The sequence below is a fragment of the Paenibacillus sp. FSL H7-0918 genome (assembly GCF_038007025.1).
In the GTDB taxonomy this organism is placed as follows: Bacteria; Bacillota; Bacilli; order Paenibacillales; family Paenibacillaceae; genus Paenibacillus_AQ; species Paenibacillus_AQ odorifer.
In genome coordinates, this window is sequence record NZ_JBBOWJ010000001.1 from 709,796 (window position 1) to 723,784 (window position 13,989).

Below are 13,989 nucleotides of genomic sequence, written 5' to 3' on the forward strand. Positions count from 1 at the left end.
TATGTGTTACAGCTTTACTTGATGCCTCACTATTGCATTCTTGTGAATCTCCAAAGCACTACGGTATTCCACAGTATCAATCTCACAATCCACACCGATGATTACCCGATCTCCTCTGACAATATTTGCTTTTGTATTATTCAGCTCTATCGTATCGCCTTCAATGAGCCCAGCCTCAAAAAGCACTTTAGGATTCTGCTTCATCAAATGCAGGAATTTTCCAGTCTTGCTTTTTTTGATCGTTAAAGCACTGCCTCCAACCTCTTTCGCTCTACTTAGACCATATAAATTGATCTCCAGTTGCTCCGCACTTAGCAGTCCTGCCACATTGAGAGCGCCCGAAATACGCAGATGTTCACCTTCACAATCACCATTAACCTCCAAATTACCGTTAAGATGAATATCGTCGATTTTTACGGAGGCTGCTTTAATTTCCCCCTGCCCCCGCAAGGAATCCCCTTCAAGATTACCCATAAGTGTCATCTCACCGGTTATTTTCATTTTGGTCATTAGCAGGTTTCCATCTACCCTTGCATTTCCAGTCAGGCTCAACTTCTCACAATCTACATCCCCTGCAAAATGACCTTCCCCAGTAACCTTAATATCCCGAAAAAAGCCTCCCGCTGAGGTCGTTGTGCCCATTATTTTCAAATTACTCCGAATTGTTTCTTCAGTCACCGATCTTCTCCACCTTTCCAACCTTTGCTTCAGGATGTACTGTGATCTGATCACGATACTCTATCCGCTCAACAGTACAGCCTGGACCTACAATCACAATATTGCCCCTGATAACATCAGCCGTTGTATATTCCAAATCAATAAAATCTCCTTCAATAGTCCGAGCCCGCAGCTCCGATCTTAATTTAGGGATGATTCCACTTAACATTTTGCTCCAGACTCCACTATTCGTTTGCCGGATCACTAGACTCTCCACACCAATTTCATGCGCCTTTCCCTGCCCTTGCAGTTTGAAGTCTACATGTCCTGCACTAAGTAAACCTCCGACACTAAAGCTTCCTTCCCCCGCAAAATCCTCAAGCTCACAATCACCCTTGATATTCAGCATTCCATGAAGTGTGCAGCTTTCTCCCCGAATGCTCTCCCCGACAGTAATCATTCCGTCCACTTTTAGGGAGTTAAAACGCAAATGGCCCAGCACTTTCATCGTTCCATTGCATTCCGCTTCTTCCGCCGAGAGATCATTCTTCAAATTCATATGCCCGTTTCCTTTAAAAATTCGCGTCACGATGGGTCCCGTTACTTTGCCTACACCATCGATTCGCACGCTGTTATAAGTACCTCCGGCCCCCCCGCTGACTCCGTTTATAATCAGATCCGGCAGCTCTCGTTTGTCCATTACACTAACCCCCTATTCAACAAGCTTAAAAGCAAGCTTACCTTTCAATTGTTCTATTACATCTGCACTGAGTATTTTACTGACCAGCTTTACCCCTTCATCGAACCATAACTCCGCTGGTGCCTGAACCAGAATAAAGGATGACACCCCCATTTTGCGGATAAAAAATAACTCCCAGCTGCCACTCTCAAGATTGGAGGCTTTATCCATTAAGGTTCGAAACAGCAGCTCTGCTTCCTCCATACTCATCTCCCCTGCACTAAGCAGGCGATCTACAGCCAATAAATAAGTGAGTTGATCGAAGCTATATCCATTCTTGACACCGAGCCTCTCTCCAAATTTCCCCAGCGTCATCGACGAAACAATGTTACGTTCTATAATTTCCGCAGCAGATATACTTACTTTGTCAAAAGAAGCCTTATCTGATAGCTTATCAGCCATTTCATCCAAAGAAAGTCCATCTTTCATATTCACAATATTATCGATACGGGACAAAATCATGTCTTTTGGAAAAAAAGTCTCCTGTCCAGTAAACGTAGATTTACGGATAAACCATTCCTCTGGAATCAACTGCTTCCGCTTCCAGCGGTACAATTGCCCATAGGATATACCGGTTAAATCCAATAGCTGCTTCTTTGAGATCAAATCCTCTTCCATGCTTATCACTCCTTGAAGCCATCGTAACATAACACTGTTACGTTGTAAAACCAATAAATTAAACTCCCCTCATACCTACCTACGCTAGTAACCATCGTGTCCTAACGTCTCCCCCAAAGATTTTAAAGCATACCTTAAGAGCAGACCTCCGTCTTGAGAAGGATTTAACGGTCATTCACTATTTTTCCACCCAAAAAAAGACTGCCCCCGCCGCTATAAATGGCAGCATGGAACAGCCTTCTCTTAGAATGATTTTTACGATCTGCTAATCTTACTGAACAAAAGTATAATGTGCTGAATCATATTGCGGGCCGGATTTTTCGTAAGTGAACCAGTACTCAATACTGCTGCCAGCGCTTAATCCACTCACCGTCTGCTTCCATGTTCCTGAGTTATTAGTCATCCTGTAATTAAGCTGGGAACCCCCGTTAATCTTGTAATGCACATCTACATAAAGGGCACTGGTTACAGGTGTAATATAGATACTCGCCTCTGTAGCAGAAAGTCTCGTTACCCCTGCTGTAAAGTCAGCCGTCACATGATCACCGCCTCCGCTGCCTCCAGTGGGATTAGTAGTAACTGTTGCGGTATTACTAGCGGAAGATAAATTACCTGCTGCATCCGTGGCTTTTACTGTAAACGTATAGGCTGTGCTTGGAGTAAGTCCACTAACAGTAGCTGTAGTTCCCCCCACAGTGGACACCTGCTGTGTTCCGCGATAAACAATATAACCTGTAACGCCAACATTATCGGTAGAAGCGGACCAGCTTAAGCTAACTCCTGTATCCGTCTTACTGGTTACCGTTAGATTAACGGGAGCGGTTGGCGCGGTTGTATCCCCAGTATTACCACCACCCGTCAAATATTGACCTGTGAATGGATTAAACCGGTGCAGTGACATTATTAACCAACCTGTGCTGGAAACACAGTTTTGCTGCGCCATCACCCAATAACTGTTGCTGGACCCTTTCAGCGAGTAGGGAATACCCCCAAGCGAAGCACCGCTTGTGCCTTGTTTTTTAATAATCTCTGTATTAATAGCGTCTGCCTTTGAGGCATTGCCTTGCAGATAATAAGCGAGCGACATGAATGCGCTTCCTTCAAACCATACGTCAGCACCCGTATTGCCAATTTGATTTCCGTTATCGTCATACGCTGGCAATACTTCATCTGTCCAGTCAAAATCATATCCGGTGAGCGTATTCCCAGCATCATTGTAAGTAAGCGTCTGCTTGTAACGCGGATTCGCAAGTGTTCCCGGGGTGCCGGAGGCATTTTCCACATAGGTTAAGCTTGCGCCGTAGTTATGTGTTCCGGATACGCCTAAAGCTAATACTCCCCAAGGATTCACGTCTAAAGGTATTTTGGGGTCGATCAGATTTGTATCGTTTTTCCAGCCCCCCTTGAAACGTTTGACTGTGTCATCCCACACATAATTATCCAGGAAGGTTTTGACTCCAGAAGCCGCACTGTTATAAGTAGCTGCCTTTGAGGAATCCACCGAAGCATAATACTGCAATACCCGGTAAATATCGATATTGTGCTCGGTTGAGCTCCAAGGCTCATCGGAATTACTCCAACCACTCCATCCCCCTGCGATACTGCCATTAGCCTTTTTATACTGTAAACTCCAATCTAGTGCTTTGAGCGCCATTGGACGATACCGTGAATCATTATATTGCTTCTCATAAGCCATAGCAGCCATTGCCATCCATACAACGGGTCCCACATGTTTACGGATTTCTTCTCCGAAGCCGTTGTTATACCAATAAGAATTCAGCCAGAAGCCTGATGGATCTTGAATGTCCCGCATTTTGTTCAAAACCTGCTCTGCCCGCGTCCGTTCACCCTTTACAATAAAGGCGATAGCTGCAACCGCTTGATCATATGTGTATACAATCTGTTTGGGGTTGTTTGGTCCCCAGAAATCTTCAAAGCTATCTACCAGTCCCTCAAAAGCATACCCCGCTGTTGCATCCTGCTGGGCCTTCAGCCAGATTAAAGCACGATTTGAAGCGTCACTTGCAGCATCTGCATTCGCTTTTCCACCAAAGGGTAGAGCTACCCCAAGCACCAGCAAACTTGTCATTAAGATCGAAAACAGCTTCCTCATCTTCATAACTTTCCTCCTCTTAATCATGATGAACTAGGCAATAAGAGTTCTTTGAAGCATAAAAACTAAAGCGTTTTCAAACAGCAACAACAGGGACTTTTGAATATTTTACCATGGTAATTGTCCTCATTTTCAGGCTTAGAAACCCATTCGTCAACGATTTTATGTAAATTTTTAACTAAATGAGGCGAAACAACCAAAATTTCCATTTGAGAAATCATACGAAAGACCAGCATCATTTTTATGAATTCATATTTATGAAGACAAAACAAAAAGAGCAGACAGCTCCTTTACAAGGATTCTATCTGCTCTTTACTATTTATCTCTATACTATTCTGCTTTATCTTCGCCAGCAGTTTCAGCTACAGCGGGTTCAGCAGTATCTTCTTCTGTTGGCTCTTGCGCTGCTGGAGGTGAAATACGGACAATCAATGTGTCCTCAGGCGTCAATACTTCCCAGCCTTCATGCTTCGGCAAATCAGATACCAGCAATTGATCACCAATATCTAGTCCACTGATATCCACTTCAAAGGATGCAGCTATTTTATCTGGAAGTGTGCGAATATCCAGCTCATGCAATTCAATTTGTTGCACGCCGCCGCTCTTCACACCTACTGGTTCACCTGTAAAGTGGAACGCTACTTTTGTATCCAATTTGGCCTTCATATCAATCTGCTGAAAATCAATGTGCAGCAGTTGTTTGGAAATTGGCTGACGTTGGATTTCTTGAATAACCACGTTCTTTTTGCCCGAGTCTGGCAATTCCAAAGTAAGAACAGCCCGTGGGTTGCTGGCTAAAATACCTGAAATTGTCTTAGCATCCGCTGTAAAGGACTGGCTATCTGAACCTGCACCGTACACGACTACCGGTACAAAGCCTTTTCTGCGCTGTGAAGAAGTGGAGCCGGATCTTTCTGTCAAACGTACTGTTGTATTCACGATGATTCCTCCTAAGTAGGGATTTTATACTAGACCGATTAGATATGTACGCCTAACCTAACCACTCTCTAATTACCCCATTGACCTGGCTTTGAAACCTCTCACGACTTTTGAGCCCAGGCAAAAATAAGGTCAAATTGTATTATTATACAATTCAACATTAATTATTCATGTCTTAGGAGTAAATCATTGCTATATTTGTGACAACTATTAAACTAAATGACAAGCTACAAAATGGTTACTGCCAACATCACGAAATACCGGGATTTCAGATCTACAAACCTCTTGCGCAAAGGGACAACGGGTATGGAATTTACAGCCAGAAGGCGGGTTTACCGGACTCGGAATATCTCCCTTAAGTACAATTCTTTCCCTTTTCAGCTTTGGAATAGGAATCGGAACAGCCGACAGCAGCGCTTTGGTATACGGGTGGAGCGGATTCTTAAACAGTTCATCTCTTGAAGCCGTCTCCATCATAGAGCCCAGGTACATGACACCGATTCTTGAACACAAATGCTCCACAACACTCAAGTCATGGGAGATAAACAAATACGTTAACCCTCGACTCTGCTGGAGCTTACTGAATAAATTAATAATCTGTGCTTGGATGGAAACATCCAGTGCTGAAACTGGTTCGTCTGCAATGATCAGCTCAGGATTCAAAACAAGCGCACGGGCGATCCCAATCCGCTGCCGCTGCCCCCCGGAGAATTCATGCGGAAAGCGATCAATATGATAAGAAGATAACCCGCAAGCCGCTAGCGCTTCAAGCACCAGATCTCGCACCTCGGACCTTGAGCATAGACCATGATCCAGTAAAGCTTCACCAATGGCATCACCTATACGAACCCGTGGGTTAAGTGAGCTATAAGGATCTTGGAAGATCAACTGCATTTGGGGTCTAATATTGCGCAATTCAGCGGGCGACAGGGAGTGAATGTCTATCCCTTTGAACTTGATCTCACCTGCCGTTTTATCCGTTAGCCGTAAAATCGTCCGTCCGACTGTACTTTTGCCGCTCCCAGATTCCCCTACAAGCCCAAACGTTTCCCCAGGTTGAAGTGTGATGCTAATATCGTCAACAGCCTTTACATGCCCAACGGTTCGGTTAAGCAGCCCCTTAGTAACAGGAAAATATTTCTTTAAATGATTGACCTCAAGCAGTGCTTCAGGCATGAACAACCGCCTCCTCATACAACCAGCAAGCTACCTTTTGTCTGCTGGCCACCTCTTTAAGCTGGGGCTGCTGGCTGACACATACAGGCATGCAATGCTCACAGCGGTCATGAAAATAACAAGAGGGCACCAGCTCAAGCGGATTTGGCACTTGACCTGGTATGGAATACAGCTCATCCTGTCGCTGATTGATTACCGGCTTCGATTTGAGCAGCCCTTTTGTATAGGGATGTTTGGGGTTGTTGAACAATTCAACAACTTCCCCCTCCTCCACAATCTTTCCGGAATACATAACAATCACATAATCGGCCATCTCTGCCACTACGCCAAGATCATGGGTGATTAGTAGAATGGACATGCCCGAGCTATCTTTAATTTCACGCAGCATATCCAGAATTTGCGCTTGAATCGTTACATCCAGCGCCGTAGTCGGTTCATCAGCAATCAATAGCTTTGGACTGCAGGCAATGGCAATAGCAATCATAATCCGCTGCAGCATACCTCCACTTAATTCATGCGGGTAACTATCAGCAATTTGCTCTGGTCGTGATATGCCTACCTGCTTAATCAGTTCAATCGCCCGGATGCGCGCCTGTTTCTTGTTCATCTTCAAATGTACAATCAGCGGCTCCATGATTTGCTCACCGATCTTGATTACAGGATTAAGGGAGGACATGGGCTCCTGAAAGATCATCGCGATCTCATTCCCGCGGATGGTCCGCAGTGTGTTTTTGTCCATTTTCAACAAATCTTCACCCTGAAAATCAATTTTCCCTTGGGCTACCTTGCCCCCGGGTTCCTCAACAAGCCCCATGATGGACATCGCGGTCACGCTTTTGCCGCAGCCTGATTCTCCAACGATACATACCGTCTCTCCCTCGCGAACACGGAAGCTTACATCATCAACGGCTTTCACTTTTCCTTCTTCCGTGAAGAAGTATGTACTTAGACCGTCTATATTCATTAAATCACTCATCTGAGGGTCACCTACCTCTTCTGTTTAGGATCAAGCACGTCCCGGAGTCCGTCCCCAAAGATATTGATCGCGATCACTGTCGCAAAAATCGATAACCCTGGTGGAATCCACAGCCACGGCCGATCCTGAAAGTCGATCATATTATTCGCAGCATCAATCATATTGCCCCAGGTTGGAGTTGGCGGCATAACACCTAGCCCAAAAAAGCTAAGAACCGATTCACTCAATATAGCACCACCGATGTTAAGGGTAGCCATAACAATCAGCAACGGAACGATATTCGGCAGCAAATGATTAAACAATTTACGCCGGTCACGGAGGCCTAATACTACCGCCGCCTGCATAAACTCACGTTCACGCAGACTAAGCATTTGCCCCCGTACCATACGTGCCATACCCGGCCAGCTAACAATACTAAGCATCAGCATAACGATATACATCCGATAATCCGTTGGGATCTTCCACTCCGATAATAACGCACCAAAAATAAAGAGCAGTGGCAGACTCGGAACCGTCAACAGAAGATCCGCAATCCGCATTATGATTTGATCGGCAATACCGCGGTAATACCCAGCAATAGCCCCCAAAAGAGCACCGATAAACACCGAAAGAACCATTGACGCTAGTCCCACGGTCAGTGAAATGCGCCCCGCCTGCATTACCCGGGTCAGAATATCTCTGCCCAATGCATCAGTGCCCAGCCAATGCTTCATATTGGGCGCCTTGTTCATCATAGCCATATTAATTTTGTTATCCGTATAGGGTGAGAACAGCGGACCAATAAAACAAAGCGCAAACATAAAGATCACCACCACAAATCCGGATACCGCCAGCTTGTTCTTCAGCAACCTCCGCATGGATTGCCGGAATAAAGAGGATTTTCCTTTGGTGGTCTGCGGCTTCGCAATCCCAGCTACATTACTTTGAACTGCCACGTCAGCTTCCTCCTCTCTATAGCCGAACCCTAGGATCGGCAATCCGGTACAAAACATCCGAAAGCAACGTTCCTATGACGGTAAGTATGGCAATAAACATCGTAAAGCCCATCAGCAAAGGATAATCCCTTAGTCCGAAGGACTGCATATACAGTTGGCCAATCCCAGGCCAATTGAATATTTTCTCAATAATAAGTGATCCGCCAAATAGTGCCGGAAGCTCAAAACCAACCAGTGTAATTGCGGGCAGTAAGGCATTACGTAAGGCGTGTGTAAAGAGCACCTTGCGTTCTTTTAGGCCTTTGGCGCGTGCCGTACGGATATAATCCTGTTTTAAGACATCGATCATATTGCTGCGGAAATAACGGGTGAGCGAACCTAATCCCAGAAGGGTCATAACCACAACCGGAAGGGTCATGTGCGTTACGATCTCCTTAAAGTAAGCCAAACCCGTAGCATTACTACCCGTGGTGATTATTCCACCTGGAGGCAGCCACTTGAGATCGACGGCCAGGATTTTGATCAGGAATAAGCCTATAAAAAATGACGGCAGCGACATGGCTGCGAATATAGCGATCATCACGAGTGTATCGAACCATGAATACTGCTTATAGGCCGAGATGACGCCAATAATGACCGCAATCACCCACGTCAGAAACGTAGATACGGCAGCCAGCAGAAAGGAATTCCAAATATAATCATTAAAAAGCTGCAGCACAGGCTTTTGTTGGGCTAAGGAATACCCGAAATCACCATGCAGCGCATTCTTCATCCAGATCCCATACCGTTCAAGCACAGGCTTGTTTAAGCCGTAGATTTCACGCAGCTCAGCTTTGCGTTCAGCGGTCAATTTAATATTTCCGGTTATGAAGTCACCGGGAGTTGAAGCATACAGACAGAAGATCAATAATGATGCCGCAAATAAGATGATGACCATGTACAACAGTCTTTTCGATAAATAAGCGCTCATGACAGACTCCTTATGATTCGTCCCCTGCCCTTGAATCCAGTCAGGGCAGGGGACACTGGTTTATTTATTTCAGGCTCCAAGTTGGCAGACTGCCAGCAAGACCGATGAACGGGCTGACCGATAGATTCTCAATACGTCCGTTATAGGCGTATACTGTCTTTTTATAACTTGTAAAAATAATAGGCAGTTCATCATTGAAAAGCTGATACAGCTCTTTATATACCGCTTTGCGCGCCTCAATATCAGTAGTGGCCAAGGCTTTGTTGTACAGCTCCAGGAATTTCGGATTGTCATAATCCGTGATTTCTCCATCGAAGAATTGCATGAACCCGTCAGACGGATCAGTCAACATGCTTGTGGAGAAGGATACGAGATCGTAGTCCCCACCTTCTACTTTCGATACCAGTGAGTTAAAGTCTGCGAAAACCTCAGGCTGGAATTCGATACCCAGCGCTTCAAAATTCTCTTTAGCTACAGCGATGAAAATATCTGTGTTTTTACTCTTCGAACCGAGGTAATGGATGGACAGCGGTTTGCCATCTTTTTCACGGATCCCCCCCGCGCCTACCGTCCAGCCAGCTTCATCGAGTAATTGTTTTGCTTTTTCCGGATCATATTTGTAAGGATTAATACCTTCCTCAGTGTAAGACCAGGAAATCGGCGATGCCGGGATGTTGGCAATAGACCCTGCACCTTGTGCTGCATCCACATAAATACTCTGACGATCCAAACCGTACACAATAGCTTGACGTACAAGCTTATCCTTGAGCTGCTCATGCTTCAGGTTAACTTGCAAGTAACCATAGGTGCTTGGAGTGTAAGGAATAATATTCACAAAACCGAGTGCTTTCAGCTTCTCGATATTCTCGTCTGTCGCACTAAAGGAAGCGTAGTCCACTTCACCAGTTTCTACGAACTGCCATACGTCGCCTTCCGTAGTTTTGTAGATGAAATGCTCCGTCTTTGGTTTACCTTTGAAATAATTCTCATTCGCTACAAAACGCACTTCTTGACCTGGAATAAATTTCTCCAGCTTGTAAGGTCCATCGCCAAGTGGCTTCTCATGCAGCTTTTTAATGTATTCAAGATTTCCAATTTTATAGTCCTTGCCATAGTAAGCTTTCGACAGTACATTCGAGCCGAGCTGTACCAGCGCCGTTGCGTTTGGTTGCTCAAGGGTTGCTGAGATCGTCTGTGGATCAATTACTTTAATGCCCTCAACTGTAGGGGATGTACCTTCCTTATAGGCTTTGCCGCCTTTAACATTTAGCGATGGAAGCTGGGAGCTACCGTCATACGATTTGTCGTATTGGATCGTCCATGTAAATGCCACATCATCCGCTGTTAACGGTGAACCGTCGCTGAATTTCAAATCTTTTCTCAAGTGGAAAGTGTATGTAAGCTGATCATCCGAAACATCCCAGCTCTCCGCAAGTTCCGGCGTTGGAACGCCTTTGTCATCAACAGTTACGAGAGAAGCGTATAGCAGTGAAGAGACATTGCCATCATAACCACTTTGTTGAAAATAAGGAGTGAACGCTCCGCTTGGGTCCGTAAGCCCGACGATAATGGTATCTGTACGTTTCTGGGCCACCGCTGGAAGTTTGGATAAATCCGTGGCAGTAAAAGGTTCGCTTAGAGCACCCGCAGGAACGATCTCTGGTGCAGTGGTTGCTTCCACATTGGTTGAATTGGAGCCTGCAGCCGCATTGTTTGCGGATGAGGATTCGTTATTACTGTTGTTAGCGCAAGCAGAAAGTAACAGTGACCCCGTAAGCAGTAATGAAGTGATTACAATCGCATTTTTTCTCATGTACCTATCTCCCTTTTCTCTCTGAATAGAATAATAACTATAATTCCTACCCGTTAAGTATGAATAACATCTGATGTTCATTATAGAAAGGTTTTTTAGTTCTGTAAAGAGAGAACTTCAAAAAAATTCTCCATAAACAGAATTAGGCGATAATTAAAACAAATAAAAAAAGCCAAAACCCTCTCTGCATAAGAGAAGTCCTGGCTTTCAGGCGGTTATATTTTTAAAAAATCATTATTTCAAATACTCGAATAGCTGCTCATTCATCCGATGAATGCCTTCAAGACGCAGACTGTATCCGGTGACATTCTCCCCTTCAATATAGGCATGAAGTAAACCTGCACAACGAAGATTAAAAATATGATCATGCACAATCCCCTTCGAGATCCCCGCATGCTTAACAATTTCGGTAAACGTCTTACGGCCACCACTCAGGGCTTGGAGGATTTTTAGCCGGCTTTTTTCACTCAGACTACGGATCGCTCTGTACATAAAAGGGGAGATTTCCTCATTCTCCATCGATATCCACGCCGCATAATGGCAGATCGTTAATTCACCGTAGCAATAAATGATATTAGCAGGCTGAAAATGATACTGTGGAATCAGTACGAGCTTCTTAAGCCCATCCGTAGGCATGAAGTAAAATCCGTTGGTCGTCTTGTTCACGAAATCCGCAGTGTCCAGTCCATTAAGCTCCATGTTCTTGGAATCCGCATGCTGCTGCAGTTTGCTCAAAATCGCAGGATTGCATTGGCTAAAGTACTGGCGGTTCCACTCGGAGAGTAAAAATACTACGCGGTTACGGTAATCCTCCATATGGCTTGGAAATACCTTTACATACTTTGATAAGGTCTCATATAACTCACCAACCGATAACCCTTCAATCCAGTTCAACACACTGTCTACATCATCTTTAAATGGACAACAGTAAATGAGCAGATTCAACATTTTCCACTCATTGTTTAGTTCGGTTTCTTTCAGACGGGATAACAGCTCTTCACTGAGCGTGCTTTCAATTTCATTAGCCCACGCTACCCCTAAATCAATCTTCTTATAGGATTTTTTGCAGAGATAAGTATGTAAGCTGTTCAACAATTCATAAATCGATCCAAATTCAACCTCAACCTTGTATTCCACAATGATTCCTCCTGCTAGCGGTTCTTTTCAGTAGTGAGATATTCTCTTAATCTTATTGTATTATCCTGAGAATACGCAAGCTACTCTATAAACGGGAGTGCATAAAAATTCATTAGCTGTTATTTCAGCGCCAAATTTTTTTTTATTGCACGGTGGTTTAGCTGTTATTTCCGTTAGCGTGGACGCTATCGGACTCTGTAGAGCTTGTGCTAATAGCGTCTGCCGTAGGCTTCAGCGGGAGATCAGGACTCTGCGCTATCGGACACAATTGACCTTGTGCTAATAGCGTCTGCTGGGTCCGCAATCTCCAGCGGGAGATCAAGACTGCACTATCGGACACAACTGAGCTTGTGCTAATGGCGTCTGCTGGGTCCGTAATCTCCAGCGGGAGATCAAAACTCTGCACTATCGGACTCCATAGGCGCTATTGACACTATAAATGCCTATTTCGTGCCTATTCCAAAGGAATAGCTGCACTGGGGTCCGAAACTTTGCTCAAAAGGCTAAATATGTGCAAATAGCGTCTGCTGGGTCCGTAAACATCAGTGGGGAAATCAGGACTCTGGTCCATAAGCATCAGTGAGGAATTAGGATTCTGGTCCGTAAGCTTCTGCTGCGGATTAGGATCCTACGCTATCGGACTCAGTTGACCTTATTCGCAGGATTATCCCGTTTTTTGTTTGCGATCGGACTCCATAGGCGCTATGGGCATTAAAAATGCCTATTTCGCGACTATTCCAAAGGAATAGCTGCACTGGGGTCCGAAACTTTGCTCAAAAGGCTAAATATGTGCGAATAGCGTCTGCTGGGTCCCTAAGCATCAGTGGGGAATTAAGACTCTGGACCGTAAGCTTCTGCGACGGATCGGGATCCTACGATATTGGACACCTATCGGACACAGTTGACCTTATTCGCAGTATTATCCTCTTTTCAGCATGCTATCGGACTCCATAGGCGTTATGGGCATTAAAAATGCCTATTTCGCGACTATTCCAAAGGAATAGCTGCACTGGGGTCCGAAACTTTGCTCAAATGACTAAAAATGTGCAAATAGCGTCAATTGGGTCCGTAAGCATCAGTGGGGGATTAGGGTCCTACGCTATCGGACACCTATCGGAATCAGTTGACCTTATTCGCAGTATTATCCTCTTTTCAGCATGCTATCGGACTCCATAGGCGCTATGGACACTATAAAGGCCTATTTCGTGCCTATTCCAAAGGAATAGCTGCACTGAGGTCCGAAAATTTACTCAAAAGGCTAATAATGTGCAAATAGCGCCAGCTGGGTCCGAGAGGTTCTGCGGAGGTTTAGGACAACCGAGAGTTCGAGGTTCGGGGTTCAGCGTTCTGAGGTCCCATGGTTCCGGGGTTCCGGAGTTCCAACATTCCACCGTTCCCAGCTTACCAAAACAAATACTCGAGGTTAGTTAACTCTCACTTGCTCATATTCTGCTATAGCCAAGTTGCCCACATGAACAAAAATGCAGCACTGCGATTCACAGGTAACAAGGAAAACAACATTCAACCCGAAGAACAATCAATCTGGTTCGCTCCTCGCTTTTTGCAATTCATGGTAGTAAAATATAGGCAATAACTAATTAGGAGTGAAGCCATAAGATGCAAATTCAAAATGAAAACGGACGTTTTTTTGTTGCTAATGACGGTAAGGACCTTGCCGAAATCACATACAGTTTAGATAAAGAAGCCGGGGAATTGGTCATTGACCACACTCGTGTCTCCGAAGAACTGCGCGGTCAAGGTACTGGACAAGAGCTTGTACGTGCTGTTGTGGACAAGGCTCGGAATGAGAATTTAAAAATTGTACCCGTATGCTCCTATGCTGCGCATCAATTCGAGAAGCACCCGGAGTACAAAGACGTGCTGAGCGGGAATACTGGCGGGAGAGCTTAAACCTG

General features: G+C 45.0%; 13 protein-coding genes. 1 reads left to right on the plus strand and 12 read right to left on the minus strand.

The features are described from left to right. Positions 1–6: 6 nt before the first annotated feature. The 12 genes from MHI15_RS03360 to MHI15_RS03415 all read right to left on the minus strand — a co-directional run bounded on the left by MHI15_RS03360 (position 7) and on the right by MHI15_RS03415 (position 12,479). Positions 7–678, minus strand: a complete 672-nt coding sequence (locus MHI15_RS03360; protein WP_076278768.1) for a hypothetical protein — start codon at positions 676–678, stop codon at positions 7–9. Then, positions 671–1,357, minus strand: a complete 687-nt coding sequence (locus tag MHI15_RS03365) for a hypothetical protein (protein WP_076130804.1) — start codon at positions 1,355–1,357, stop codon at positions 671–673. The genes MHI15_RS03360 and MHI15_RS03365 overlap by 8 nt, the downstream gene beginning before the upstream one ends. 12 nt (positions 1,358–1,369) lie before the next feature. Next, positions 1,370–2,014 carry a YhbD family protein gene (locus MHI15_RS03370; protein WP_341164130.1) on the minus strand — a complete coding sequence of 215 codons (645 nt, stop codon included), beginning with the start codon at positions 2,012–2,014 and terminating at the stop codon, positions 1,370–1,372. A 271-nt stretch (positions 2,015–2,285) separates the two neighbouring features. Next, positions 2,286–4,133 carry a fibronectin type III domain-containing protein gene (locus MHI15_RS03375; RefSeq protein ID WP_081386409.1) on the minus strand — a complete coding sequence of 616 codons (1,848 nt, stop codon included), beginning with the start codon at positions 4,131–4,133 and terminating at the stop codon, positions 2,286–2,288. A gap of 324 nt (positions 4,134–4,457) precedes the next feature. Beyond that, entirely contained in the window at positions 4,458–5,066 is a 609-nt protein-coding gene (locus MHI15_RS03380) for a 50S ribosomal protein L25 (RefSeq protein ID WP_076130800.1), read from the minus strand. 210 nt (positions 5,067–5,276) lie between these two features. After that, a complete protein-coding gene (locus MHI15_RS03385; RefSeq protein ID WP_036685744.1) occupies positions 5,277–6,242 on the minus strand; it encodes an ABC transporter ATP-binding protein in 966 nt (321 codons plus the stop codon). After that, a complete protein-coding gene (locus MHI15_RS03390) occupies positions 6,235–7,218 on the minus strand; it encodes an ABC transporter ATP-binding protein (RefSeq protein ID WP_076130798.1) in 984 nt (327 codons plus the stop codon). Before MHI15_RS03390 ends, MHI15_RS03385 begins: the two co-directional genes overlap by 8 nt. An 11-nt stretch (positions 7,219–7,229) precedes the next feature. Continuing rightward, the gene (gene opp4C, locus MHI15_RS03395; protein WP_036685740.1) at positions 7,230–8,153 is read right to left on the minus strand and encodes an oligopeptide ABC transporter permease; all 924 of its coding nucleotides are present in this window, start codon (positions 8,151–8,153) and stop codon (positions 7,230–7,232) included. Between the two features lie 16 nt (positions 8,154–8,169). Then, a complete protein-coding gene (locus MHI15_RS03400) occupies positions 8,170–9,123 on the minus strand; it encodes an ABC transporter permease (RefSeq protein ID WP_076130810.1) in 954 nt (317 codons plus the stop codon). 64 nt (positions 9,124–9,187) lie between these two features. Further along, the gene (locus MHI15_RS03405; protein WP_036685737.1) at positions 9,188–10,936 is read right to left on the minus strand and encodes an ABC transporter substrate-binding protein; all 1,749 of its coding nucleotides are present in this window, start codon (positions 10,934–10,936) and stop codon (positions 9,188–9,190) included. A gap of 234 nt (positions 10,937–11,170) precedes the next feature. Beyond that, the gene (locus tag MHI15_RS03410) at positions 11,171–12,073 is read right to left on the minus strand and encodes an ArsR/SmtB family transcription factor (protein ID WP_076278176.1); all 903 of its coding nucleotides are present in this window, start codon (positions 12,071–12,073) and stop codon (positions 11,171–11,173) included. Positions 12,074–12,230: 157 nt separating this feature from the next. Further along, a complete protein-coding gene (locus MHI15_RS03415; protein ID WP_340010687.1) occupies positions 12,231–12,479 on the minus strand; it encodes a hypothetical protein in 249 nt (82 codons plus the stop codon). A 1,211-nt stretch (positions 12,480–13,690) separates the two neighbouring features. Here MHI15_RS03415 and MHI15_RS03420 point away from each other — a divergent pair. Next, positions 13,691–13,984 (plus strand): GNAT family N-acetyltransferase, encoded by a 294-nt coding sequence (locus MHI15_RS03420; protein ID WP_076134638.1) that lies wholly within the window; start codon positions 13,691–13,693, stop codon positions 13,982–13,984. Positions 13,985–13,989: the final 5 nt, after the last annotated feature.